This is a genomic window from Roseateles sp., assembly GCF_965262435.1.
In the GTDB taxonomy this organism is placed as follows: domain Bacteria; phylum Pseudomonadota; class Gammaproteobacteria; order Burkholderiales; family Burkholderiaceae_C; genus Paucibacter_A.
This window is the reverse complement of the sequence record NZ_OZ253537.1, coordinates 1,800,732-1,825,188: the sequence shown is the minus strand read 5'-3', so window position 1 is coordinate 1,825,188 and position 24,457 is coordinate 1,800,732. Positions and strand designations below refer to the sequence as shown.

General features: G+C 65.9%; 27 protein-coding genes. 11 read left to right on the top strand and 16 right to left on the bottom strand.

Annotation, left to right across the window (positions count from 1 at the left end):
- Positions 1 to 4: 4 nt before the first annotated feature.
- The 8 genes from ACQY39_RS07855 to ACQY39_RS07820 all read right to left on the bottom strand — a co-directional run bounded on the left by ACQY39_RS07855 (position 5) and on the right by ACQY39_RS07820 (position 5,881).
- Entirely contained in the window at positions 5 to 463 is a 459-nt protein-coding gene (locus ACQY39_RS07855) for a PIN domain-containing protein (protein ID WP_263516855.1), read from the bottom strand.
- Positions 460 to 681 carry a CopG family transcriptional regulator gene (locus ACQY39_RS07850; RefSeq protein WP_171827544.1) on the bottom strand — a complete coding sequence of 74 codons (222 nt, stop codon included), beginning with the start codon at positions 679 to 681 and terminating at the stop codon, positions 460 to 462. The genes ACQY39_RS07855 and ACQY39_RS07850 overlap by 4 nt, the downstream gene beginning before the upstream one ends.
- Before the next feature lie 105 nt (positions 682 to 786).
- Positions 787 to 1,665, bottom strand: coding sequence for a substrate-binding periplasmic protein (locus ACQY39_RS07845; RefSeq protein ID WP_428505023.1), 879 nt, complete (start codon positions 1,663 to 1,665; stop codon positions 787 to 789).
- Between the two features lie 108 nt (positions 1,666 to 1,773).
- Positions 1,774 to 3,087 (bottom strand): histidinol dehydrogenase, encoded by a 1,314-nt coding sequence (gene hisD / locus ACQY39_RS07840; protein ID WP_428505021.1) that lies wholly within the window; start codon positions 3,085 to 3,087, stop codon positions 1,774 to 1,776.
- A gap of 11 nt (positions 3,088 to 3,098) precedes the next feature.
- Positions 3,099 to 3,755, bottom strand: coding sequence for an ATP phosphoribosyltransferase (gene hisG / locus ACQY39_RS07835; protein ID WP_102769610.1), 657 nt, complete (start codon positions 3,753 to 3,755; stop codon positions 3,099 to 3,101).
- 121 nt (positions 3,756 to 3,876) lie between these two features.
- Positions 3,877 to 4,146 (bottom strand): BolA family protein, encoded by a 270-nt coding sequence (locus ACQY39_RS07830; RefSeq protein WP_428505019.1) that lies wholly within the window; start codon positions 4,144 to 4,146, stop codon positions 3,877 to 3,879.
- Between the two features lie 50 nt (positions 4,147 to 4,196).
- A complete protein-coding gene (locus ACQY39_RS07825) occupies positions 4,197 to 4,976 on the bottom strand; it encodes an ABC transporter permease (RefSeq protein ID WP_428505017.1) in 780 nt (259 codons plus the stop codon).
- Positions 4,973 to 5,881, bottom strand: coding sequence for an ABC transporter ATP-binding protein (locus ACQY39_RS07820; protein ID WP_428510753.1), 909 nt, complete (start codon positions 5,879 to 5,881; stop codon positions 4,973 to 4,975). Before ACQY39_RS07820 ends, ACQY39_RS07825 begins: the two co-directional genes overlap by 4 nt.
- Positions 5,882 to 6,064: 183 nt before the next feature.
- Here ACQY39_RS07820 and ACQY39_RS07815 point away from each other — a divergent pair, with 183 nt between their 5' ends.
- The 3 genes from ACQY39_RS07815 to ACQY39_RS07805 all read left to right on the top strand — a co-directional run bounded on the left by ACQY39_RS07815 (position 6,065) and on the right by ACQY39_RS07805 (position 8,070).
- Positions 6,065 to 6,721, top strand: coding sequence for a TetR/AcrR family transcriptional regulator (locus ACQY39_RS07815; protein WP_428505015.1), 657 nt, complete (start codon positions 6,065 to 6,067; stop codon positions 6,719 to 6,721).
- A 13-nt stretch (positions 6,722 to 6,734) separates the two neighbouring features.
- Positions 6,735 to 7,508, top strand: a complete 774-nt coding sequence (locus ACQY39_RS07810) for a hypothetical protein (RefSeq protein WP_428505013.1) — start codon at positions 6,735 to 6,737, stop codon at positions 7,506 to 7,508.
- 214 nt (positions 7,509 to 7,722) lie between these two features.
- Positions 7,723 to 8,070, top strand: a complete 348-nt coding sequence (locus tag ACQY39_RS07805) for a hypothetical protein (RefSeq protein WP_428505011.1) — start codon at positions 7,723 to 7,725, stop codon at positions 8,068 to 8,070.
- Positions 8,071 to 8,540: 470 nt separating this feature from the next.
- Here ACQY39_RS07805 and ACQY39_RS07800 read toward each other — a convergent pair whose 3' ends face one another.
- Positions 8,541 to 9,953 carry a wax ester/triacylglycerol synthase family O-acyltransferase gene (locus tag ACQY39_RS07800; protein ID WP_428510751.1) on the bottom strand — a complete coding sequence of 471 codons (1,413 nt, stop codon included), beginning with the start codon at positions 9,951 to 9,953 and terminating at the stop codon, positions 8,541 to 8,543.
- Positions 9,954 to 10,089: 136 nt separating this feature from the next.
- On the opposite strand from ACQY39_RS07800, the gene ACQY39_RS07795 reads away from it, so the two are divergent.
- Complete coding sequence (locus tag ACQY39_RS07795; protein WP_263564565.1) at positions 10,090 to 10,341, top strand: acyl-CoA-binding protein; 252 nt, start codon at positions 10,090 to 10,092, stop codon at positions 10,339 to 10,341.
- 48 nt (positions 10,342 to 10,389) lie between these two features.
- Here ACQY39_RS07795 and ACQY39_RS07790 read toward each other — a convergent pair whose 3' ends face one another.
- The 3 genes from ACQY39_RS07790 to ACQY39_RS07780 are packed head-to-tail and all read right to left on the bottom strand — an operon-like array spanning position 10,390 to position 13,872.
- Positions 10,390 to 10,722, bottom strand: coding sequence for a polyhydroxyalkanoic acid system family protein (locus ACQY39_RS07790; RefSeq protein WP_263564564.1), 333 nt, complete (start codon positions 10,720 to 10,722; stop codon positions 10,390 to 10,392).
- 11 nt (positions 10,723 to 10,733) lie between these two features.
- Entirely contained in the window at positions 10,734 to 11,816 is a 1,083-nt protein-coding gene (locus ACQY39_RS07785; RefSeq protein WP_428505008.1) for an aminopeptidase, read from the bottom strand.
- Between the two features lies 1 nt (position 11,817).
- Positions 11,818 to 13,872 (bottom strand): molybdopterin-containing oxidoreductase family protein, encoded by a 2,055-nt coding sequence (locus tag ACQY39_RS07780; RefSeq protein ID WP_428505006.1) that lies wholly within the window; start codon positions 13,870 to 13,872, stop codon positions 11,818 to 11,820.
- Positions 13,873 to 14,062: 190 nt separating this feature from the next.
- On the opposite strand from ACQY39_RS07780, the gene ACQY39_RS07775 reads away from it, so the two are divergent.
- The 5 genes from ACQY39_RS07775 (at position 14,063) to ACQY39_RS07755 (ending at position 18,751) form a co-directional block, all read left to right on the top strand.
- Positions 14,063 to 15,259, top strand: a complete 1,197-nt coding sequence (locus tag ACQY39_RS07775) for a M20 aminoacylase family protein (protein ID WP_428505004.1) — start codon at positions 14,063 to 14,065, stop codon at positions 15,257 to 15,259.
- A 23-nt stretch (positions 15,260 to 15,282) separates the two neighbouring features.
- Complete coding sequence (locus ACQY39_RS07770; RefSeq protein WP_428505002.1) at positions 15,283 to 16,404, top strand: M14 family metallopeptidase; 1,122 nt, start codon at positions 15,283 to 15,285, stop codon at positions 16,402 to 16,404.
- Between the two features lie 15 nt (positions 16,405 to 16,419).
- On the top strand, positions 16,420 to 17,016 hold the full coding sequence (locus tag ACQY39_RS07765) for a DUF1415 domain-containing protein (RefSeq protein WP_428505000.1): 597 nt from the start codon (positions 16,420 to 16,422) through the stop codon (positions 17,014 to 17,016).
- 126 nt (positions 17,017 to 17,142) lie between these two features.
- Positions 17,143 to 17,718 carry a cysteine hydrolase family protein gene (locus ACQY39_RS07760; protein WP_428504998.1) on the top strand — a complete coding sequence of 192 codons (576 nt, stop codon included), beginning with the start codon at positions 17,143 to 17,145 and terminating at the stop codon, positions 17,716 to 17,718.
- Positions 17,719 to 17,746: 28 nt separating this feature from the next.
- Positions 17,747 to 18,751: a GlxA family transcriptional regulator gene (locus tag ACQY39_RS07755; protein WP_428504996.1), complete on the top strand. Its 1,005-nt coding sequence runs from the start codon at positions 17,747 to 17,749 to the stop codon at positions 18,749 to 18,751.
- A gap of 17 nt (positions 18,752 to 18,768) precedes the next feature.
- Here the strand turns inward: ACQY39_RS07755 and ACQY39_RS07750 are convergent, their stop codons facing one another.
- The 4 genes from ACQY39_RS07750 to ACQY39_RS07735 form a co-directional block, all read right to left on the bottom strand.
- The gene (locus tag ACQY39_RS07750) at positions 18,769 to 19,542 is read right to left on the bottom strand and encodes a LytR/AlgR family response regulator transcription factor (RefSeq protein WP_428504993.1); all 774 of its coding nucleotides are present in this window, start codon (positions 19,540 to 19,542) and stop codon (positions 18,769 to 18,771) included.
- Positions 19,539 to 20,630 carry a sensor histidine kinase gene (locus tag ACQY39_RS07745; protein ID WP_428504991.1) on the bottom strand — a complete coding sequence of 364 codons (1,092 nt, stop codon included), beginning with the start codon at positions 20,628 to 20,630 and terminating at the stop codon, positions 19,539 to 19,541. The genes ACQY39_RS07750 and ACQY39_RS07745 overlap by 4 nt, the downstream gene beginning before the upstream one ends.
- Positions 20,631 to 20,727: 97 nt before the next feature.
- Positions 20,728 to 21,144 (bottom strand): hypothetical protein, encoded by a 417-nt coding sequence (locus ACQY39_RS07740; RefSeq protein ID WP_428504989.1) that lies wholly within the window; start codon positions 21,142 to 21,144, stop codon positions 20,728 to 20,730.
- An 11-nt stretch (positions 21,145 to 21,155) separates the two neighbouring features.
- Positions 21,156 to 22,190: a tetratricopeptide repeat protein gene (locus ACQY39_RS07735; RefSeq protein WP_428504987.1), complete on the bottom strand. Its 1,035-nt coding sequence runs from the start codon at positions 22,188 to 22,190 to the stop codon at positions 21,156 to 21,158.
- A 318-nt stretch (positions 22,191 to 22,508) separates the two neighbouring features.
- Between ACQY39_RS07735 and ACQY39_RS07730 the strand changes: the two genes are divergently transcribed.
- On the top strand, positions 22,509 to 23,510 hold the full coding sequence (locus tag ACQY39_RS07730; protein ID WP_428504985.1) for an extracellular catalytic domain type 1 short-chain-length polyhydroxyalkanoate depolymerase: 1,002 nt from the start codon (positions 22,509 to 22,511) through the stop codon (positions 23,508 to 23,510).
- Between the two features lie 50 nt (positions 23,511 to 23,560).
- Positions 23,561 to 24,301: a hypothetical protein gene (locus tag ACQY39_RS07725; protein ID WP_428504983.1), complete on the top strand. Its 741-nt coding sequence runs from the start codon at positions 23,561 to 23,563 to the stop codon at positions 24,299 to 24,301.
- Positions 24,302 to 24,457: the final 156 nt, after the last annotated feature.

The following is a 24,457-nucleotide window of genomic DNA, read 5'->3' as shown; positions in this document are numbered from 1 at the left end:
GTCGTCATTGCAGCGCCTCGGGCGCCATCAGCAAGGGGTTGAGGATCTGCACGCTGTCCAACTGCAGCTCATGCTTGAGCTCCAGGCTGAGCAAGCGACTGCAGCCCTGGGCTTTGGCGGCGGCCACGATCAGGGCGTCGGCATAAGGCAGGCCGAAGCGGCTTTCGATCGACCAGGCGCTTTCCACCGTGGCATGGTCAATCGCCCAGGGTTGCCAGCGCTGGTAGCGCCGCACTTCGGCCCGCGCATCGCCGTTGGGCATGGGCGGCTGGATGCGGGTGGTGACCAGGCGGTAGAAATCGTTGAGCACCTGGGTCGAGAGCCGGCCGCGGCGCTGCTGCCAGAGCAGGCGCAGCACGGCCATAGCCTGCTCGCGCGCCTCGGGCTGAGCGCCGTCTTCGCTGAGGATGAGCACCGAGGTGTCGACAAACACCGGCTCGCGGGTGGCCAGCACGGCACTCATGCTGCGTCGCCCCGCTGCGGATAGGCCGCGCCGTCCGAGGCCCAGCTGCGCTCGCGGTGCAGCCAGTCCTGCATGGCGCGCTCGTAGGCGTCATCGTGGCGCATCTTCTCGGCCAGCATCTCGCCGACCAGGCGCGAGACGCTGGTGTTGCGCCGCGCAGCCTCGAGCCGAGCCCATTCGGCGACGCTGTCTTCCATGGAGATGGTCACGTTCTTCACGGGCCGCAGATTAACACGAAGTTCGTGCAACACGAAGTTCGTGTTAATTTCAAACCACGGGGCCCGGAGGTGTTGGAGCACACATCCCCCTGCGGCCATCTCGCCTCAAGGCCGCATCCACAACTCCTTGCGTTGCAGCGGCGTCTCGGGCGGCAACAAGGGGTTGTGCAGTTCCAGCACCCGGCGCCGGCTCAGCACATGGCGGGCCAGGATGGCGCCGTGGTACTGCATGAAGATGCGCTCAAAGCCGCCCTTGGCCAGCAAGCGGTTCAGGCCGCGCTCGACCAGGCCGGCCAGGCGTTCGTTGCCACGGCCGACGAAAAAATACATGGCCGTCGGGTAATGCAGGCAGAGATGGGGGTCGATGGCCAGGCTGTCGGCATGGCTCTCCTGCTCCCAGTCAATCTCCAGCAGGGCGCGCGGAAAAGCCTGGCCGCGCCCCAGGCCCAACATGCTGAACATGGCGTCAAAAGAAGAGCCGGCAACCACCTGCAAGCCATTGGCCCGCAGGATGGCCGTGTCCGGCCAATCATGGCCCTGAACCAGGCTGAAGCGGCGCAGGTCGGCCAGGCTGCGAACGTCACGCAGCAGGTGCTGCTCCTGCCCGCGCTTGACCAGCATCAGGCGCCAGCCGTACAGGCCTTTGTAGATCGGAAACCGGATGGGCAGCAGATGCTGCTCGCGCTCGATGCTGGTCATGCTCCAGGCGATGTCCAGCCCGTCTTGGCCATTCTGCAGGTCCAGCAAGGCCCGGCTTTGCACCATGACCTGGCGCGTCGGCTGCAGCTCGCAGCTGACCCCGCAGGCCTCCAGCGCCAACTTGAGCAGTTGCAGCGGGTACCAGCTGCTGGGGTCAATCTCGCGCATGGGCCGCGGGTAACGCACGCGCAGCGGCGGCGCCGCCGCAGCCAAGCCAAAGCCCGGCGCCAAGCTGGCCACAGGCAAGGCGCTGATCAGCAGTTGACGGCGGGGCAGGCAGGTCAAGACAGGAGGCGCAGAGCCATGGCAGACGCAGAAACCTGACTCTGCCACAGCCCGGGCCGCCGCCGACAACTCGCTAACCCCGGGTCTGGGCGCAGCCCAGCTGGGTTCTCAGGAGCGCAGGCGCAACTCCGCCGCCCGTGCATGCCCCTGCAAGCCCTCGCCATAGGCCAGCTCGGCCGCGATCGGGCCCAGCTTTTGTGCGCCGGCTTCGCTGACCTCGATCAGGCTGGATCGCTTCTGGAAGTCGTAGACCCCCAGCGGTGAAGAGAAGCGCGCCGTGCCCGAGGTGGGCAAGACGTGGTTGGGCCCGGCGCAGTAGTCGCCCAAGGATTCGCTGGTGTAGGCGCCCAGGAAGATGGCACCGGCGTGGCGCAGCAGCGGCTCCCAACGGTGCGGGTCGCTGCTGGACACTTCCAGATGCTCGGGCGCGATGCGGTTGCTGATCTCACAAGCCTCCTCCATCGAGCGCGTCTGGATCAGCGCGCCCCGGCCTTCCAGCGAGGCGCGGATGATGGCCTGGCGCGGCATGGTGGGCAGCAGGCGCTCGATCGCCTCGGCCACCTGGGCGATGTAGCCGGCATCGGGGCAGAGCAGAATGCTTTGCGCCAGCTCGTCATGCTCGGCCTGGCTGAACAAATCCATGGCCACCCAGTCCGGCGGCGTGCTGCCATCGGCCAGCACCAGGATCTCGCTGGGGCCGGCAATCATGTCGATGCCGACCTGGCCGAAGACATGCTTCTTGGCGCTGGCCACATAGGCATTGCCGGGGCCGGTGATCTTGTCCACGCGCGGCACCGTGGCCGTGCCATAGGCCAGGGCCGCCACGGCCTGGGCGCCGCCCAGGGTGAAGGCGCGGTGCACGCCGGCCACATAGGCCGCAGCCAGCACCAGCGGGTACTTCTCGCCACCGGGCGTGGGCACGACCATGATGATCTCGGGCACGCCGGCCACCTGGGCGGGGATGGCGTTCATCAGCACGCTGCTCGGGTAGGCCGCCTTGCCGCCGGGCACATAGATGCCCACGCGGTCCAGCGGCGTGACCTTCTGGCCCAGCAGGCTGCCGTCTTCGTCGCGGTAGCTCCAGCTCTCGCCGCAGGCGGCCTTTTGGCGCTCGTGATAGCTGCGCACACGGGCGGCAGCGGCTTGCAGCGCGTCGCGCTGGGCCGGGCTGATGGCCTCGAAGGCGGCCTTCAGCTCTTCGCGGCTCAGCTCCAGCTCGGCCACGCTGGCCGACTGCAAGCGGTCGAAACGGGCGGTGTACTCGAGCACGGCGGCATCGCCGCGCGCGCGCACATCGGACAGGATCTCGGCCACCCGACCTTCGATGGCGGCGTCGGCCTCGGCCGACCAATGAAGCACGCGCTGGAACTCGGCTTCGAAATCGGCGCTGGCTGTGTTCAGTTGACGAAGTTGCAGGGACATGGCGTTCGTTCTCACTTCGGGATGGCAGAAGCAAAGGCGTCGATCATGCGGCGCAGCGGCTCGCGCTTGAGCTTGAGCGCAGCCTGGTTGACCACCAGGCGGGAGGAGATGTCCATGATCTGCTCGACCTCGACCAGGCGGTTGGCCTTGAGCGTGTTGCCGGTGGAGACCAGGTCGACGATGGCATCGGCCAGGCCGGTCAGCGGCGCCAGCTCCATGGAGCCGTAGAGCTTGATCAGGTCCACGTGCACGCCCTTGTCGGCGAAATGCTGGCGGGCAATTTCCGTGTACTTGGTGGCCACGCGGATGCGCGAGCCCTGCTTGACGGCGCGGGCGTAGTCGAAGTCATCGCGCACCGCCACGCTCATGCGGCAGCGGGCGATGTTCAGGTCCAGCGGCTGGTACATGCCGGCGGCGTTGCCGCCCAGGGCATGGTTGTGCTCGATCAGCACATCGCGGCCGGCCACGCCGAGATCGGCACCGCCGTACTGCACGTAGGTGGGCACATCGCTTGCGCGCACCAGCACCACCTGCACTTCTGGGCTGTTGGTGGCCAGGATCAGCTTGCGCGATTTCTCCGGGTCCTCCAGCACGGTGATGCCAGCGGCCTGCAGCAGCGGCAGGGTTTCTTCGAAGATGCGGCCTTTGGAGAGTGCCAGGGTGATCATCATGGGCGGTCCTTGGAGGGTCTGAATAACAGGATTCAGCGGACGGCCGTGAGATTCACCTGGGTGGGGCGTCTCACCGCCACCCGCATCTCAATCTGAAAGATTTGTTGCGGATGCCGGTTCAGGCGTGATGGTGCTGCGATGCCGCCGCGGTGGCGGCATGCTCGGCCGGGGTGTGGGTCTTCATGGACAGCGCGTGGATCTGCTCGCGCATGCGCTCACCCAGGGCCGCGTACACGCGCTGGTGACGGCGGATGCGGCTCAGTCCCTCGAACTCCGAGGACACGATGGTGGCGAAGAAATGCCGCCCGTCGCCTTCGACGTGCAGGTGCTCGCAGGGCAGGCCTGCGGCGATGAATTGCTGGACTTCAGCGGGTGTTGGGTCGGCCATAAGCCCTCGATTCTAGTTTCAAGCGCGCCATGAGTCGTTGCAGGGCGGTTTCAGGAGCGGATCTTGTAGCCGCGCCGCAGCAGTTCCAGCGCCACCGCAGCCACCAGACAGAAGCTGCCGCCGACCACCGCCAGGCTCAGCCAAGGCGAGGCATCGCTGACGCCGAAGAAGCCGTGGCGGAAGCCATCGATCATGTAAAAGAACGGGTTCAGATGGCTGACGCCCTGCCAGAAAGCCGGCAGCGAGTTGACCGAATAGAACACGCCCGAGAGAAAGGTCATGGGCATGATGATGAAGTTCTGGAAGCCGGCCAGCTGATCGAACTTCTCGGCCCAGAGGCCGGCGATCAGGCCCAGCGTGCCCATCATGGCCGCGCCGAGCAAGGCGAACAGCACGATCCACAAGGGGTTGGCCACCCCAGGCGGCGCAAACCAGAAGGTCACCAGCAGCACGCCCAGGCCCACCACCATGCCGCGCACCATGGAGGCGCCCACATAGGCCACGAACCAGGCCCAGTGCGAGAGCGGCGTCACCAGCAGGAAGACCAGGTTGCCCGTCACCTTGCTCTGGATCAGGCTGGAGGACGAGTTGGCAAACGAGTTCTGCAAGACGCTCATCATCACCAGACCCGGGATCAGGAAGCTGGTGTAGCCGACCGTGCCGTAGACCTTGACGTGATCTTCCAGCACATGGCCGAAGACCAGCAGGTAGAGCACCGCCGTGAGCACGGGCGCGGCCACGGTCTGGAAGCTGACCTTCCAAAAGCGCAGCACCTCTTTGTAGAACAGCGTGCCGGCGCCTTTCAATTGAATACCGCCGCTGCCACTCATGCCGCGCTCCCTTCTTGTTGCATGATTTCCAGGAACACGTCTTCGAGGTCGGCGCGACCGATCTCCAGGTCTTCGATCGGGCATTGCGCCGCGCGCAACGTGGCCAGCACGGTTTCCACTTCGGCCGCGTCATGGGCCTTGATCTGCACGATGCGGCCGGTGATGCGGGCCTGCTCTTGCAGCGAGGCCGGCAGGGCGGCATCGGTCTTGAAGCGCAGCATGGTCGAGGCGCGGCCCTTGAGCAGGTCCGAGGTGCGGTCCAGCGCCACGATGCGGCCGAGCTTGAGCATGGCCAGGCGGCCGCACAAGGCTTCGGCCTCTTCCAAGTAATGGGTGGTCAGCAGCACCGTGTGGCCTTCGCGGTTGAGGCGGGCGATGAACTGCCACAGGGTCTGGCGCAGCTCCACGTCAACGCCAGCGGTGGGCTCATCGAGCACGATCACCGGCGGCCGGTGCACGAGCGCCTGGGCCACCAGCACGCGCCGCTTCATGCCGCCCGAGAGCTGGCGCATGTTCGCGTGGGCCTTGTCGGCCAGGCCGAGGTTTTCCAGCAGCTCGTCGATCCAAGCCTCGTTGTTGCGCACACCGAAATAGCCGCTTTGGATCTTGAGTGCCTCGCGCACGCTGAAGAAAGGGTCAAAGACCAGCTCCTGCGGCACGATGCCAAGGGCCTGGCGCGCCGCAGCGTAATCCGTCACCACGTCATGACCCATGACCTTGACGCTGCCACCGCTGGCCTGGGCCAGGCCGGCCAGGATGCTGATCAAGCTGGTCTTGCCGGCGCCGTTGGGGCCCAGCAGGCCGAAGAACTCGCCCTGGGCAATGTCAAAGGACACTCCGTCCAGAGCCCTGACCTGACCCCCACGGTAGGTCTTGGAGACGTTCTGAAATGAAATGGCGGGCACCGAGGGCCCGCCATTAGAGGAAGCTGAGGAAGCGGATGGCTGCATGGCCGTCATTGTAGGAAGCACGACCTGAATCCGCTGGCCCAGGGTTTTCAGCAGACAGCTGCACTCATTTGTAGTCAAACTCTAGAGCGCCCCCGCTGCTTGATGCCAGAATCAGCCAAAGCAGGAGACAACCTTTACATGGCCACAAAAAAGCCGCCACGCCGGACCGCCGAGCGCATTCTCGAAGTCACGCTGGACCTGTTCAACCGCTTTGGTGAGCCCAATGTCTCGACCACGCTGATTTCCGCCGAACTGGGCATCAGCCCCGGCAACCTCTACTACCACTACCCGGCCAAGGACGAGCTGATCAATGCGCTCTTCAACCGCTATGAGCGGGAGCTGTGCGACTTGCTGGTGGCGGCCGAGAACGTGCGCAATGTCGAGGACGCCTGGCTGTTCTTCCACATGCTCTACGAGCTGATCTGGAAGCACCGTTTTCTCTACCGCGATCTGAACGATCTGCTGTCCAAGAACCGCCGCCTGGAGATGCACTTCCAGAACGTGCTGACGCAGAAGAACCAGGCCATGCGCGCGGTGCTGGCCGGCTTGCAAAAAGGCGGCGCGCTGGAGATGGCGCTGCGCGAGGCCGGGCCGACTGCCAACTCCATGGTCGTGCTGCTCAGCTACTGGCTCAGTTTCGAATACGTGCGCGACCCGCGCCACGCCCTGGAGCCCGAGCAGGCCGGTGCCGCCCTGATGCGCGGCGCCTTCCATGTGCTGAGCCTGCTGCTGCCTTACTTGGAGCCGGCCTCCAAGGATCACCTCTTCGCCCTTGCCAACCAGTACCAAACCTGAAGGACGCCGCACCATGGCCAAGTGGACCGCTTTCCCCCATGACAACAGCGCTTTCCAGTACAGCGCCGCCAGCCTGAAGAAGCACTGGGCACGCCTGCATGCCGGCGACGCTGAGCCTTGGCCCAAGGACGCGGCCGTGGTCGAGGCCTGGATTCATTTCCACGCCGGCGACTTCCAGAAAGCCTACGAGGCCGGTCTGGCCGCCGGTGGCGCTGGCATCACGGTGGCCAACAAGGCCCAGGCCATCTACGCCAACTACCTGGAAAAGAAAGAGAAGACCAAGCTCGAGATGTTCCTGGAAGTGGCCGAGCGCGCCGACGCCCAGCAGCAGGAAGAGCCCAAGAACCCCGCCGCCTACTACTGGCAGGCTTATGCCATCGGCCGCTACGGCCAGGGCATCAGTGTGGCCAAGGCCCTGGCCCAAGGCCTGGGCAGCAAGGTCAAGAACGCACTCGAGAAAACCATCGAACTGGCGCCCAAGCATGCTGACGCCCACATCGCCCTGGGCGCCTTCCACGCCGAGGTGATCGACAAGGTCGGCAAGCTGCTGGGCAAGACCCAGGGCGCGGACACCGCCACCGGCCTGAAGATGTTTGAGGCCGCCATCAAGCTCAACCCCAGCAGCGCTATCGCCATGATCGAGCGCGCCAACGGTCTGGTGATGCTGGAGGGCGACAAGCGCATGAAGGAGGCCGAAAGCCTCTACGCCGATGCCGCGGCCTGCGAGCCCATGGACGCCATGGAATTGCTCGATGTCGAGATGGCGCGCGAGGAACTCGAAGACTGAGTCAAAGGCATGAATGCGGCCGTGAAGCGATTGAAAAGCGTGGAAAACCGCACGCTTTCAATTGGATGGTAAGCCGCCTCCCCCCGCACTCGCGGATGGATTTTCACCAGCAGGCTGGCTAAGCTGTGACACCTGAGGCGGACACCTTCGAGCCAGCAGCTTGACCGGGCCCGCGGACTTCACCTCACCCCGACACGTAAAAGGTTGACCCATCATGAAGCGCACCCTGATTGCCCTGATCCTCGCCCCCTTGGCCGCAGCCTCCTGGGCCCAGTCGCCCGAAGCCACTGCCCTGCGCGTGGAATGCGCGTCCAAGTACCAGTCCAGCATCGAGCCGGCACAAGCCGCAGCCGAGTACCAATTCGTCTACCGCAAGGGCGAGTACCGTGGCGAGAAGCAAGCCGGCAAGACCATTGGCTGCACCGAGAAGCAGTACAACGCCTACCTGGCCAGCGTGGACCCGACCCGCGTCATGAACGCCTACCCGACCGCCGCCGGCCGTCCTGCCAGCATCAAGCCCAACATCAAGCCCAACCTGGCTGACCAAGTCGACAAGAAGTGATCGCTGCGCCCTGAGGGCGCTTGTGATTCAGAAGGCGCGCAGTTCCCAAGGGGACTTGCGCGCTTTTTTCTTGGAGGACGGAAGTCAGCAATCGGCACAGAGCGGAAGTTCGGTATCCGGGTTTCCGCGCTGCGGTGGCTCGTTCCACCGTCGAGGGGCACATCGATCGCGATGCAAGCGCCCTGCAGTTCGGGGCGCCGCCGGGCGATTTGTGAAGGGCTGAGCAGCGCAGCGGCTCGGGGCGCGCGCGTACCCGCGCGCTTCAAGCGCTGACTTGGCGCGTCTGTCTGAACGGAACGAACGCAGTGAGTGCAGTGAGTTATGCGCCAGCCCCGAGGCGCGAGCAGCGCAAGGCAGTCGGCCCGCCAGGGCCGACCCCGGAACCATGAGCCCGGCGGCGACCCGGACTGCAGGGCCTCACGAGGGAGAGCAAGAAGGCTGCTTTGTGCCGTTTCCAGTCCGGAGCCGACTTACAAATCAGCGCCCTCTTCGCCCCAAGGCAGCATCAAAGCAAGGGTCAGCAGCTTGTCGAACTCGGGGGCGAATTGCTCGATGATGCCCTCGGGGTCAGGGCACAAAGTGCTGTCGGTGATCAGGCCGAATTGCACCCGGCCGGCATAGGTCAGGATGCTGACACCGACGCCAATATCGCCCGACTGCGGCACCCAGAACATCACCCGCTCCACGGTCGCGCCACAGAAGTGCAAGGCCTCAGCCGGGCCGGGCACATTGGTCATGACCGCCGTCGCCTTCTTGGCAAAGATATTCAGCATCGCGTGCTGCACCGGCTTGATCAACAAGCCCGCCACCGACAGCAGACCAAAGGCCAGCACCGGCTGGAAGCTGCCCTTCAAGTCCTGCATGCGCGAGCGCACGGCATAGAGGCGTTCGACCGGGTTCTCGATGCCGATGGGCAGCACCAGCGGAACCAGGCCGAATCGGTTGCCCAGTTGATAGGCCTTCTCCATCGGCCGCAGATTGACCGGCACCATCGCGCGGATCTCCTTGCCGGCCACGTCCTCGCCCTTGGCCTGCAAGTAACGCCCCATCGCACCGGCCACGCAGCTGAGCAACACATCGTTGATCGAGCAGTTCAGAGCCTTGCCCACCGCCTTGACGGCGTCCAGCGGCAGGCCCTCGTCCCAGGCCACGCGTTTTTGCGTGCCGGGCTTGCCCTTGAGCCGGGTCGGCGAGTCGTCAGACATCAGCGCAAAGGCCGCCACATCGCTGACCGCCTGATAACCCATGCGCGCCATGTCCATGGAGCTGTCGAGCGGATGGTGCGGCTGCATCAACGAGTCCACCGACTTGGCCATGCCGGCGCCGGCCACACGGATGGCCTTGATGGTCATGGCGCTGATGGGCTTGAGCAAGGCCTCGGTCAGCCAGTCCTGGTCGTCACGCGGCTGCTGCAGGCGCTTCGGCGGCGCCTTGCCACCGTCGGTGATGGACAGCATCACGGCGATCAGGGCGATGCCGTCGCCGATGCAGTGGTGGATGCGCGCGACCAGGGCGCTCGTGCCGTCGCCCATGTCCTCGATCAGCTGAAACTGCCAGAGCGGATGCGCCGGGTTCAACGGCTCAGCAGCCAGTTCACCGACCCGGCCCTTGAGGCAGTCTTGCCGGCTCTGGCCGCGCAGCGGCAGCAACTCCTCGGCCTGCACATGGCGAGCGATGTCGAAGTCATCGTCCTCCACCCACTGCGCACCCATGGCGTCTTCCACCACCTTCTGGCGAAAGCGCCCGTACTGCAGCAGCCGCGCCTCCACGCGCTCGCGCAAGGCCGCCAGGCTGATGCCAGGCCGGATGATCCAGACCCCGACGATCATCATCAGGTTGGACTCCGTGTCCATGCGCAGCCAGGCGGTGTCGACCTTGGACATGCGTTCCGTGGCGTGGGCCAATGCAGTCTCCTTGAGGATTTAGAGTGTCTCGCCCAGACAATGCTGGGTAACATCGCCGGCGTCCATCCCGATTGTTACCAGTTCAGTCGACACCCACAGCCATCTAGGAGACACCATGAGCCTGAAAGATCAATTCGAAGCCGCTGTTGCAGCCTCCAAGCAACTGCCCGAGCGCCCGGACAATATGACCTTGCTGAAGCTGTACGCCCTGTACAAGCAAGGCAGCAGTGGCGATGTCGACGGCAGCCGCCCTGGCTTCACCGACATGGTCGGCCGCGCCAAGTGGGACGCCTGGAACGAGCTCAAGGGTCAGACGCAAGATGAGGCCATGCAAAGCTACATCGACCTGATCGAATCGCTGCAGTGATCGGAACTACGAGCCAGCCTCATGCTGGCTCGGTCTCGCGGGCCGGCTTCAAGCCGGCTTTTTCTTGCCCGCTGGTTTCTTGTCGGTGGCGCCGGCGGCCAGCAGGCCGTCGAGCTCCTTCTGGATCTCGCCTTCGATGGTGGACTTGAAGGCGCCCAGCAGCAGGCCCAGCTTGGCATGCAGCTCGAAATGGTCGGCGGTGACGATCAGCTCGCCCTTGACGCCCGAACGAGTGAACTCGACGGTGTCACTGGTCTTGCCTTCCAGCACCGTGCACTCCATGTCGAACTTTTCTTCGACCTGCTCGGCCCAAGCCCAAGCGATCTCGCGGGCACGCTTGAGCCCGAGGGCATGGTCACGGTGGATGCGGATGTCAGCCATGGTGTGTTCTCTCACTCTCCAGTGTTCTTGATGTCTTGCAGGCGCATTCTGCGCTGCGCCGGCGGTAGCTCGGCCAGGGATTTCACGGCCGTGTAGAAACGCGGCCAGTCGCCGCCCTCGCGGTCCAGCAAAGCCTCGAACTGCGGCGCCAATTCGGTGTAGGCCGAGAGCAGGGCGAAGCTGGCATTGTTGGCGCGCGTGAACCAGCCGTCATAGCCGCTGTCGCCGCCCCAGGATTCGGCCTTCAGCCGCGCGTAATCCGCACGCAGCTCGGCCATCAGCTGCACCTTGGCCGCGCGCTTGGCCTCATCCGTGAGCGGCTGTGCGTAGAGCGCCTCCAGCCGCGCCCGGTAACCACCGGTCAGGGTGCGGAACTGCTCGCGCCGCGCCTGGCGCTTCAGATAGTTCTGGCCTTCAGCGCTGACGCCCTGGGCCTGCAGCCAGGCCAAGGCACCACGCCGCTCGACAGCGGTGGCAAAGGATTCATTGAACTGCGTGTCGTCGGCCGCGTAAACCACCTGGTGCGAGAGCTCATGGAAGATCAGCCCGGCCAGCTCCGCCTCTGGGTAGCTCATGAAGGTGTTGAGCAGTGGGTCGCCGCCCAAGAACCGACTCCAGCCCAGGGTGGAGTAAGCCGGCACGCCGTAGACCATGACCTCCAGGCCTTGCGCGCGCAGCTCAGCGGCATAGGCCTCGGCCTCGGCCTGATCAAAGTAACCGCGATAACCGACGCAGCCCATGATGGGAAAGCACCAGGTCTTGAGCGTCAGGCTCAGCTCGGGCGTGGCCACCACATTCCAGACCGCCGCCGAGCGGCCCAGGTCGGCATAGCGGCGGTAGCTGTTGTTGTCGGGCAGGTGCAGCTGCTTCACGGCGAAGTCGCGCATGCGCTGGCTCTGCTGCAGGCGTTCGCGCAAAGCGGGCTTGAGCTCCGGGTCGGCCAGCCAGTCCTCCACCGGCTTGGCCGCCGCAACCAGGCGCAGATGGCCGCCGACCGATTGGCCCAGATAGCCAATCTGCGCGCAGCCGCCCAGCGAGAGCGCCAAGCCGGCGCCCAGCGCACCAACCGTCCACCAGCGCCAGCGCTTCAGCATCTCAGGCAGCGACCACGTCGACCAGACAGTCGTAAAAACTCGGCGCCCGGCCCAGATCGGTCAGGCGCTGGTGAGTCACCTCGTTGACATTGCTGCCACCGGCGCCGAGCTTGCGCCACCACACGCCCAGGCCGTTGACCACCCCGGGCCGCGCGCGCGAGCTGATGCGGGCGCGGCACAGGTAACTGCCGCGGTCATTGAACACCCGGACCATGGCGCCGTCCTGCAGGCCGCGGGCCGCAGCGTCTTCAGCATGCAGCTCGACCAGGGGCTCGCCCTCGATGTCTCGCAAGCTCTTGACGTTGACGAAGCTGGAGTTGAGAAAGTTACGCGCCGGCGGCGAGATCATGGCCAGCGGGTAGCGCGCGGCCAGCTCGGGGCTGGAACGGCGGCTCTCGTAATTGGCCACGAAGTCCGCGCCGGCCGCCTGCGCCCGGCCGTTCGGCGTGGGGAAGCCCCCCTCGGCAAACGGCGCCTCCTTGAGCGGCAGGCTTTGCCAGCCCTGGGCGCGCAAAGCCTCGAAATCGATCTCAGCGCTGAAGGCCTGGCGAGCCAGCTGCTCGTCGCTCTCGGCAAAGCAGGCCTCGGTGAAGCCCATGGCCGCAGCCAGCTCGCGGAAGATCTGGGTGTTGGGCTTGGCCTCGCCGATGGGCGCAATCGCCGGCTCGTTGATCAGCACATCGGTGTGGCCGTAGCTGGTGTGCACATCCAGATGCTCCAGCTGCGTGGTGGCCGGCAGCACATAGTCGGCCAGGTCGGCCGTGTCGGTCATGAAATGCTCCAGCACCACGGTGAACAAGTCCTCGCGCTGGAAGCCCTTCACCACCTTGGGCGACTCGGGCGCCACCGCCACCGGGTTGCTGTTGTAGACGATCAGCGCCTCGATCTTGGGGCCGAACTCGGGCGAGGCCTCGCGCAGCAGATCGTCGCCGATGGTGCTCATATTGATCAGCCGCGGCTGGCGGCCGGCGAGCAGCTCGGGCCGCTCCAGCGCGGCCATGTTCTTGAAAGGCGCAAACCAGCCCGAGCTGGACAGCAGCAGGCCGCCAGCGCGCGAACGCCAGGCGCCGGTCAGGCAAGGCAGCAAGGCCACCAAGCGCACCGCATTGCCGCCGCCGCGCACGCGCTGCATGCCGTAGTTGAGGCGAATGGCCGCCGGCTTCGTTTGCGCGTAATCGCGCGCCAGGCCGCGCACTTCATCGGCCGTGATGCCGCAGACCTCGGCCACCGCTTCGGGCGGCCAGTTCAGCGCGCGCGCCTTCAGCTCCTCCCAGCCATCGACATGGCGGGCGATGTAATCGTGGTCCAGCCAGTCGTGGGCAATCAACTCATGCATCAGGCCCAGGGCCAGGGCGCCGTCGGTGCCGGGCAACAGAGCGATGTGCTGGTGGCATTTGTCGGCCGTCTCGGTCTTGCGCGGGTCGATGCAGATCAGCTTGGCGCCCTCGCGTTTGGCCTTGTTCGCGTAGGTCCAGAAATGCAGGTTGGAGGCGATCGAGTTGCTGCCCCAGATCAGGATCAGGCGGCTCTCGGCGAAGTAAGGCAGGTGCATGCCGACTCGGTGGCCGTAGGTCGCATTCAGCGCCGCCGCGCCGGCCGAGGCGCAGATGGTGCGCTCCAGCTGCGAGGCGCCCAGCTTGTTGAAAAAGCGCGCCGACATGCCCTCACCCTGCAACAAGCCCATGGTGCCCGCGTAGCTGTAAGGCAGGATGGCCTGCGGGTCGCGCGCGGCGATGGTCTTCAGCCGCGCCGAGATATCGGCCAGGGCCTCTGCCCAGCTGACCGGCTCAAAGCGCGGCGCCTCGTCCTTGCGGCTGACCCGCTTCAGCGGGCGCAGCAGCCGCTCCTCGTGGTAGGTGCGCTCGGCATAGCGTGAGACCTTGGTGCACAGCGCCCCGTGCGTGCTCGGGTGGTCCGCCGCGCCCTGGATCTTGATCACCCGGCCCTGGTCGACCGTGATGCGCAAGGCGCAGGTGTCGGGGCAGTCGTGCGGGCAGGCGCCCTTGACGATGTGGAGGGAAGAAGCTGAGGAGGACGAAGGGCTGAGGTCGTGCATTGCGAGACTATTGCACAGCTGCCCGATGGGCCGGGCACGCTGCGCACAAAGTCCCCGGGCCCGAGCTCAATTCATCACCAGCCACATCCCGGCATCGCGGCGCAAGCGCAGCGGCGCACGGGAACGCCCCCCCCGGTTTAGACTGACGCCCTGCTTCCACCACCCACCGGGCCGACCTGGCCACGCCGCCATGAAGTTCATCGACTCCATCCTGGCCGATGCGCCGCTGATCCAGCGCCTGCGCCGCGACATCCATGCCCACCCCGAGCTCTGCTTCCAGGAGCAGCGCACCTCGGACCTGATCGCTCAGACCCTGACCGAATGGGGCATTCCGGTGCACCGCGGGCTGGGTACGACCGGGGTGGTGGGCATCGTCAAGAACGGCACGAGCGAGCGTGCCGTGGGCCTGCGCGCCGACATCGACGCCCTGCCGATGACGGAGCACAACACCTTCCCGCACGCCAGCACCCAGCCCGGCAAGATGCACGCCTGCGGCCATGACGGCCACACCGCCATGCTGCTGGCCGCAGCCAAGCATCTGGCCACGAACCGCAATTTCGACGGCACCGTCTACCTGGTCTTCCAGCCGGCGGAAGAAGGCGGCGGCGGTGCCCGCGAGATGATCAAGGACGGGCTCTTCAAGCTCTTCCCCATGGAGGCCATGTTCGGCGCGCACAACTGGCCGGGCATGCCGGCCGGCGCTTTTGCGCTCAAGACCGGGCCGGTGTTCGCCTCCAGCAATGAGTTCAAGATCACCTTGCGCGGCAAGGGCGCGCATGCGGCCATGCCGCATCTGGGCGTGGACCCGGTACCGGCGGCCTGCCAGATGGTGCAGGCCTTCCAGACCATCATCAGCCGCAACAAGCGCCCGGCCGAGGCCGGCGTGATCTCGGTGACCATGATCCACGCGGGCGAGGCGACCAACGTCATCCCCGACTCCTGCGTGATCGAGGGCACGGTGCGCACCTTCACCCTGGAGCTGCTGGACCTGATCGAGCGGCGCATGGAGGAGATGGCGCAAGGCATCGCCAGCGCCTTCGAGGTCAGCTGCGAGTTCAAGTTCCGCCGCAACTACCCGCCCACCATCAACCACCCCGCCGAAACGGAGTTCGTGCGCCAGACGCTGAGTGCCATGGTCGGCGCCGACAGCGTGCAGGAGTTCGAGCCCACCATGGGCGCCGAGGACTTCAGCTTCTTCCTGCAAGAGAAACCCGGCTGCTATTTCCTGATTGGCAATGGCGACGGCAGCCACCGCATCGGCGGCCACGGCATGGGGCCCTGCACCCTGCACAACCCCAGCTATGACTTCAACGACGATCTGATCCCGCTGGGCGGCTCGATGTGGGTGCAGCTGGCCGAGGCCTGGCTGAACCAGCCGCGGCCCTGAAGGGCGGACGGGAGGACGCCGCCATGGCACAGCACGCCGAGACCTTTTTCGCGCAGAGCTATGTCGAGGCGCGCGCCAAGTTTCTGGCCGCGGCCGAGGCCGCTGGCCTGGACCCTGAGCCACACCGCCACCCGCTGCTGGGCCGCGAGGGCGAGACCCTGGCCCTCGATGTGCTGCGCCAGGGCCCGGCGCGCGGCCGGGCCGAGCGCGTGCTCATCCTCAGCAGCGCCTGCCATGGCGTGGAGGGCTTTGCCGGCTCGGGCATTCAGTGCGGGCTGCTGGCGGACACACAATGGTTGGCCGCTGTGCGCGCCAGCGGTGTCTGCGTGCTCTATCTGCACGGCCTGAACCCGCATGGTTTTTCCTGGTGGCGCCGGGTCACGCAGGAAGGCGTGGATCTGAACCGCAACTTCGTCGATTTCCACCAACGCCCCCTGCCCGCCAACCCGGGCTATGAGGAACTGGCCAGCGCCCTGCTGCCCCGCCAGTGGCCGCCCAGCGCCGAGAACGAAGCGCGCTTGAGCGACTACATCGCCCGCCACGGCCGGGCCGCCTGGCAGCAGGCCGTCAGCGGCGGCCAGTACACGCAGGAGCTGGGCCTGTTCTACGGCGGCCACGCGCCGACCTGGAGCCACATCACCCTGCGCCATGTGCTGGAAGAGCACCTGGCCGGCGTGCGCGAGCTGGCCTGGATCGACCTGCACACCGGCCTCGGGCCTTGCGGCCATGGCGAGCGCATCTACACCGGCCAAGACACGGGCGACAGCCTCGCCCGCGCGCGCCAGTGGTGGGGCGCGGGGGTGACCTCGCTGAGCGAAGGCAACTCCAGCTCGGCGCCGCTGGTGGGCCTGATGTGGTCCATCGTCGAGCCCGTGTTCGCCCAAGTGGCGCCGGGCGCTCGATACACCGGCATGGCGCTGGAATTCGACACCGTGCCCCTGGACGAGATGATCATGGCCCTGCGCGCCGACCATTGGCTGGAGGCCCACCCCGAGGCTCTCCCTGAGCAGGCGCAGTCCATCAAGCACCAGATCCGTGACGCGTTCTATATCGACACCCCGGCCTGGAAAGCCCAGCTGCTGGCGCAGGCCAGCGAGGCTGCGCACCAGGCCCTGGCGGGGCTGAGCACAGCCCCACTTCCTTGATTTGACCGAGACCCCATGAGCGACCCAGCCCAAACCCAAAACCCTCTCCCCGCACTCAGCGACGCCGAGATCGAGACCATCCGCCAGGAAACCCAGCACTGGCTGGAGAAGGCCGTGATCGGCCTCAACCTCTGCCCCTTTGCCAAGAGCGTGCATGTCAACAATCGGCTGCGTTATGTAGTCAGCCAGGCCAGCACGCCGGAAGACTTGCTGAAGGAGTTGGCGCATGAGCTGCTGGCCCTGAACCGGGCTGACCCGGACGAGATCGAAACCACGGTGCTGATCCACCCGCGCGTGCTGACGGACTTCCTGGACTTCAATGATTTCCTCGGTGCTGCTGACGCGCTCGTCGAAGACCTGGAACTGGACGGCATCCTGCAAGTGGCCAGCTTCCACCCCGACTACCAATTCGCCGGCACCGACATCGACGACATCAGCAACTACAGCAACCGCTCGCCCTACCCCACCCTGCACCTGCTGCGCGAGAGCAGCATCGAACGAGCGACAGAGACCATGGCCGACACCGACGCCATCTACGAGGCGAATATGGCGACCCTAGAAAAGCTTGGGCTGGAAGGCTGGAAAGCACTGGGCTTGAAAGCGCGCGGCTGAGCTCGGCAGGGCATGAAGCACCATGTCCTTATTTGACCGAAACCGGACCGAATCGGGCGCGACGCAGCCTTGCGACGGAGGCACAGTGGAGGCACTGAAACCCAGCCCCCACCGGAGCCTCTGCCCATGAAAACCGCCCTGCTGCTGATCGACGTTCAAGAATCCTTCCGCCAACGCCCCTACTGGAGCACGGCCGAGCTGCCCGCCTTTCTCGACGCCAGCCGCCGCCTGATCGAAGGCGCACAGGCACAGGGCATGCCCATCGTGCGCGTCTTCCACAGCGACGGCCCCGAAACGGCCGACAACCCCTTCGCCCTGGCCTCGGGCCTGATGCGGCCGCTGGAAGAACTGCCGGCTCTGCAGCCGGCGCTGGAAGTGATCAAGCACCGCCACAGCGCCCTGGCCGGCACCGGCCTGGCCATCTGGCTGCATCAACACGGCATCCAGCGCCTGATCGTCAGCGGCATCCGCACCGAGCAATGCTGCGAGACGACCACCCGCCACGCCAGCGACGAAGGCTGGCAGGTCGACTACGTGACCGAGGCCACGCTGACCTTCGCCATGCAGCACCCGGCCAGCGGCACCACGCTGAGCCCGGCCGAGATCAAGCTGCGCACCGAGACCGTGCTGCAGGACCGCTTCGCCGAGATCTGCACGGTGGACCAGGCGCTGGCGCGTGCCGCGGCTGCCGTCTCGGCCTGAGACCGGCCCCAGGCGCTAAGCTCGCTTCATGTCAACACCGATTGATGTCCTGATGTGGGTGCAGCCTGGCACCTTGCTGCTCGACCTGGCCGGGCCGGCCGAGGCCTTTCGCCTGGCCAACCAGGCCCTGCGCCGGCGTCAGCAGCCCGAGGCTTTTCGCCTGCGCTTCATCGGCATGGAGGCCGAGTGCGAGAGCTCGGTCGGCCTGCAGCTCAGCGGCCTGGAGCCGCCGCCTGAAGCGCTCGCGCCGGGCAGCTGGCTGATCCTCAGCGGCTGCCGCAGCAAGGCGCCCGATGAGCCGGCGCCGAGCAGCGAACAACTGGCGCAGGAGCTGGCCGGCGAGCGCTGGCTGGCGAGGCAGGGTCAGGTCTTGCTGCGCGAGGGCGGGCGCCTGGTCTGCATCTGCTCGGGCACCTTGCTCGCGGCACGCACCGGCCTGCTGGGGCGCGGCGTGCGCTGCACCAGCCACCACGAGATGCTAGACCAGCTGCGCGAGCTGGCGCCCGAGGCCCAGGTGGTGGACAACCGCGTTTTCGTGCTCGACGGCCCCGCGGAGCAGATCGCCAGCAGCGCCGGCATCACCGCCGGCATCGACCTCAGCCTGCACCTGATCGCCCAGCACTGCGGCGAAGCCCTGGCCGCCAGCGTGGCCCAGACCATGGTGGTCTACCTGCGCCGCAGCAGCAAGGACCCCGAGCTCTCGCCCCTGCTGGCCCACCGCCACCATCTGCACGCGGCCCTGCACCGGGTGCAAGACGCCATCTGCGCCGAGCCGGCGCGCGACTGGAGCCTGGACGCCATGGCCGCGCGCGCCCATGTCACGCCGCGCCACTTGAGCCGCTTGTTCGCCGAGCATGCCGGCATCAGCCCTCTGAACTATCTGCAAACCATACGGCTCGAGCGTGCCGAGCAAGCCCTGGCCCGCGGCGCCAGCCCCAGCGATGCGGCTCTGGCTGCCGGCTTCAGTTCGGACCAGCAGCTGCGGCGTACGCGGCTGGCGCGCGCGGCGGCGAGTACCAGGCCGCAGCATTGAGCAAGACGAGACCCGTTCTACATTTCCTTGAACAGCTGCAGATAGCTGCGGCTCACGGGTAGCCTTTCGCTGCGGCCCTTCAGCTCGATGTCGGCGGTCTCGTTGTCACCACGGGTGACGCGGCGTATCGAGCGCAGATTGACCACCACCGATCGGTGCACCTGGGCGAATTGCTGCGGGTCCAACTGAGGGAGCAGGTCCTTCAACGGCATGCGGATCAGGGCCTCGGCCACCTGCCCTTCGTCGCGGTAGGCGACCAGGGTGTATTTGCTGTCGCTCTTCAGGTAGTCGATGTCATCGACCGGAATCATGCGCAGAGAGGGGCCGACGCTGGCGCGCACCCAACGCAGCGTCTCGGGTTTGTGTTCGAGCTTGAGCCGCTCGGCCAGTTGCGTCAGCAAGGCCTCCGAATGCACCGCCGGCTGGGCCTGCTGCAGCCGAGCCTTCAAGCGCTCCACCGTTTCGCTCAGGCGGGCCGCGGTGACAGGCTTGACCAGATAGTCCAGCACGCCATGCTGAAAGGCTTCCAAGGCATATTGATCAAAGGCGGTGACGAAGACCAGGTGCGCGCGCTTGCCGATCTGGCGGGCCACTTCCACACCACTCAAGCCCGGCATGTGCACATCCAGAAAGCAGATCGTGGGCTGATGCTGCTCGAACAGTTCGATCGCCTGGCGGCCATTGCGCGCCTGCGCGACGATTTGCAGCTCGGGCCAGGCTGCGGCCAGGCGCGCCTCAAGGATCTCGCGCAGCAACGGCTCGTCGTCGGCAAGCAGGGCAGTCAAACTCATGGCTTGGGCTCGCTGAATTCAATGGTCACCTCAACCCCATGCGGGGCCACCTCGCGCAGCTCCAGGCTGGCACTGCCACCATAGGCCCACAGCAGGCGTTCGCGCAGCGCCGCCAGGCCGGTGCCCAGGCCGCCGCCGGTGGCCTGCAGGCCCATGCCGGTGTCGACCACGCGCAGGCGGCAACGCCGCCCCTCCAGCAGCTCGGCATGCACGTCGATGCGGCCGCCTTCTTCGCTCGGGTCGAGGCCATGCTGGACGGCGTTCTCCACCAGGGTCAACAAGGTCATCGGCGGGCAGCGCAGCAGATGCACCCCGGCGTCGATGTGCAGGGCAAAGGCCAAGCGGTCCGGCATGCGCATCTGCATCAGCTCCAGATAGGCCCGCACCAGCTCCAGTTCCTGGCCCAGCGTATTGGCCGAGCCGTCCAGGCGCGGCACGGCGGCGCGTAAATAGTCCGTTAGGCTTTGCAGCAATTGCGGGGCGCGCGGCGAACCGGCCTCCACCAGGGCCTGCACATTGGCCAAGGTGTTGAACAAAAAATGCGGCTGGGCTTGGGCCGTGAGCAGGCGCATGCGCGCGTCGAGCGCCTGGCGGGCCAACTCGCTGCGCTCCAGCTCAAAGTCAATGGCTTGCTTCTCCACTTTGGCCTCGCGGTGGCGCAACAAGGCCGCCAACGCCGTCCAAGGCGCCACCAGCATGCCCAAAAACGTGAAAGTCATGAAGCCTTCCAGGCGGGCGGTCTTCCAGAACGGCGGAGCGCCGGCGGCGGTGGTCAATAGAAAGGCCGCGAAGAAGGCCAACGGGACCGTCACCCCCACGGCCGCCACCTGCAAGGCCCAACGCGCCATCCATTTGGGCAAGCGGCGCGGCCATTGCTCGAACAAGCCAAAAACCAGCAGCAGCGTCACGCCTACGCCGTACACCCGCGCGACCAGATGCCACATCGATGCTTTCCAGCCAAAGCTGAACAGCAGAACGAACAGCGCGCAAATGATGGCGACGGTCCGCACGCGCCGCCAGCTGAACAGCGCCCGCCAATGGAAGGCCGGCGACAGCGGCACTGCTTCGAATGGGGTGGTGGGTGACATCACAGCAGAATACTCGAGTGAATGGCAGAAAGACTTGAGCGGCAAAGGCGTGCGGCCGTCAGTGCCAGCGCTCAGTGCCAGCGCTCAGTGCCAGCGCTCAACGCCAGCGCTGCGCCGGCTTGCGAAAGTAGTGGTGCGCGATATAGCGCCAGGGCAGCACCAGCGGCGTCAGCACCAGGCCCATCAAGCAGGCAAACACCGACTCCTGCACATTCGGCGTCATCGCCCCGGCCAGCCACAGAGGATAAGCAATGAGCAGCAGCCAGATGCTCTTCCAGAGCAGCTCGAAAATCAGCAGCGGCAACATCTGCAAGGGGTAGCGCAGGCCCCAGACACAGAGGAGGGCCAGGCCGATCAACATCGCGCCCAACTCACCCCTGCGTTGTGCCCACAGCTCACTGTGCTGCAAGAGGCTCGGCCCCCAGCTGAGCGCCAGCCCCACCGTGATCAGCAAATAGAAGGCGCGCAACAGATTCAGGCGCCAGAGGGGGACGTCTTGGTCGGTCATTTTCATGTCCTTCTGCTTCAGCCGAGCTTGGCCAGGCTCTTGCGTGCGTCTTCGACATTGGCCGGCTTGGCCCGCTTGTTGGCGATGAAGCGCTCGTAGGCTGCCTTGGCCTGCGCCTTGTCGCCCTTGGCCAGATAGGCGTCGCCCAGGCGGTGGTCGATGGGGTACTCGTCGGCGCCGGCCAGGGTTTTCGCACGCTCCAGATAGCGAATAGCCTCGTCCGTTTGGCCCTGCGCGGCGTAAACCCGGCTCAGGCCATAGCTGCCACTGGCCTTGCTCGGCTGATCGCGGTGAAGGCCTTCATACAGACTCTTGGCCTTGGCCAAGTCTTTGTTGTCCTTCATATAGACCCGCGCCAATTGCATGGTGGCCTGGCGCACCTCGTCCAGCATGGCGCCATCCTGGCTCGGCTTGACACCCAGCAACTCGCTCTCCATCTCGGCCCATTTCTTGTCTTCGGCGGCCATATGGACGCGGATGATGCGAGCCGTTTCGGGCTGGCTGTTGCGCACGGCGGCCTCGAGCTCCTTGGCCTTGGACACGCTGCCGCCCATCATCCCGGGCACGGTCAGATAGAGCTTGGCCAACTCCACCCGAGCCGTGAAGCTGCTGGGGTCCAACTCGAGCGTGCGGATCCAAGACTCTTTCAAGCTACCCACGTTGCGCAGAGCCTTGGCCATGCCCATGCTGATCATCTGCAAGCCGAGGTTCTGCGCCGAGGCCAGGTGGCAAACCGCCATGTTCGGGTGCTGCTCGACGCAGAGTTTGGCCTGCTTGGCGCCGGCCTCGAGGCGCTTGCCGTCGCCGGCGTCGCTGAAGCTCAAGGCCAAGGACAAAGCCGCGCTGGCCTCAACGTCGGCGGGGTTGCTCTTTAGACGGGCCTGCGCCACTGGTTCCAGTTCGACAAACTTGCCGTCATCTTGCAGGGACTCCAACTGCGGATCCTTGAAAACGGCGGCTTGGACGCTGCCCAGGGAGGCGGCCAGCGCCAGGGTGAGCATGGCTTTGTAGATCGAAGCGCTGTGGCGCGCGGGAAGAAACTGAGTGTTCATGGTCGACTAGGGCTTGTTTGAGTGGCTGAATGCAGCGGGCCTTGGAACTTGCCTGTGCTGCTGAATTCGAGAAGGCAGGGCCATTGTGTTGAGCGACCCGCCCGCCCAAAACACCGCTCCGACGAGCCACGCGCTGCGGGTTTTCAGGCCCGATGTCAGGGGATGAATGGCGCGGCCGGCCGATCGGTAGCCGCCGGCGCCACTGGTCGCGACGGGGCGTCGCTCGTCCCTGCAAGGGCGCCGCCGATCCGGCATGGCTTGGCTGCGGCCCTGCCCTACAGGCACAGTCGGCCCCGTTACTCCAAAGAAAGCCTTGTCATGAAGAGAGTTTTGCGTTTCCTGCTGCGAGGCTTCTTGGCCCTGACTGCGCTGCTGGCCGTGCTGGTCGGCCTGTTCGCCTACTTCCTCTACACGCCGGATCCCGAACTGCCGCAGCTGTCTGGCACCTTGAGCAAAGGGACGATTGAAGTGGCCGGCGTGACACGCAACTACCGGACCTATGTGCCCAAGAACCTGCCCAAAGGCGCGCCGCTGGTCTTGGTGATGCACGGATCGGGCGAAGGCCCACAACGCATTCGGATAGGCACCGGCTACGCGTTCGAGCGCCTGGCCGACCAGCATGGCTTTGCCGTCGTCTATCCCAAGGCCTACGCGTCCGACTGGAACGACTGCAGCCGCATCGGTGACAAGGAGTTGAACGGCGTTCGCGGCGACGATGTGGGCTTCCTGGCCGCCCTGGTCGACAAATTGGTCAACGAGCTGGCGCTCGACCCTGCGCGCGTGTTTGCGGCCGGCGTTTCCAATGGCGGCTCGATGGCGATGCGCCTGGCACTGGAGCAACCAGGCCGCTACAAGGCGGTGGCCGCCGTGGTCGCCAATGTGCCGGCCGCTGAGAACTTCCAATGCCAGCCGGCGGCGCAAAAGTCCACCTCGGTGATGATCATGAACGGCACGGAGGACCCGCTGGTGCCCTATGCCGGCGGTGAGATCAATCTGCTGGGCCTGTTCTACAAGGGCGGCCCCATCATTTCATCGCGCGCGTCAGCGCAGTACTTCGCCGATTGGGCCCACTTGGGCGGCGCGCCCCACACCAGTGAGAAGCTCGTCGCCGCCGGTGTTCGTGTCGAGCAGAACCGCTGGGGCCCGGCCAGCAATGGCAGCCGCGATGGCAAGACCGAGGTGGAACTGGTGAGCATTCATGGCGGCGGACACGGCCTGCCACAACCCTACGCCAAGCGCCCCCGACTGCTGGGCCCGTCCCCAATGGCGCCCAACGGCCCGGCCATGATCTGGGCCTTCTTCGAACGTCAGCCGAAGTGAACAAAACAAGAACAGCAGGCCCTGTTCACTGAATTTCGGAGTTATTGAAAATGGCGACCCTCTACATCAGCCCCGAGAGTTCCCCTCTCGTTCATGCCGCCGCTGCCGCGGTTTTGTATCTGCATATCGGCGCCGGCAGCGTCGGCATCTTGTCCGGTGCAGCCGCCTTTGTGTTCCGCAAGGGCACGCCGCTGCACCGCCGGATCGGCAAGATTTTTGTCGTGTCGATGCTGATCATGTCCGGCATCGGCGCCTGCGTGGCGCCCTTCTTGCCGACGCCCGAGCGCGCCTCGGTGATTGCCGGCGTCTTGACCTTCTATCTGGTCTTGAGTTCCTGGATGGCCGTCAAGCGCAAGCCCGGCGAACTTGGCAAGTTCGACCACGGCCTGTTGCTGACATCGCTGAGCATCACCGGCGCAGGCGCCTACTTCCTCTGGCTTGCCATGCAAAACCCGCGCGGCATGCTGGACGGCCAGCCGAGCGCGGCGTTCGTCATGTTCGTGATCATCGGCAGCCTGGCCGCGGTGGGCGATCTGCGCCTGATCATCCAGCGTGGCGTCACGGGCGCCACCCGCCTGGCGCGCCATCTCTGGCGCATGACCGTCGCCTTGTTCATCGCCGCCAACTCGCTGTTCCTGGGTCAGCCCCAAGTTTTCCCGAAGGCGGTGCAGCAGTCCGGCTTGTTGAATATGCCGGCGCTGTTGATCCTGGCCTTGCTGCTGTTCTGGCTCGGCCACACGGCCTGGGGTGCGCACAAACGCAAACGTGCTCGCCGCTTGGAGGCTGCCTGAGCCCACGTAAGGCCAGTCTGCGCATGGGCAAGCAAAACCAGCGTGCCTGACAGGCCACGCTGCCGAGTCGACGCTGGCTGCAAAAACAACGGCTCGAAGTCCAGCGCTGGCAGCGCCTTGGCGAACCGATGGCCTTGCGCAAGGTCGCAGCTGATG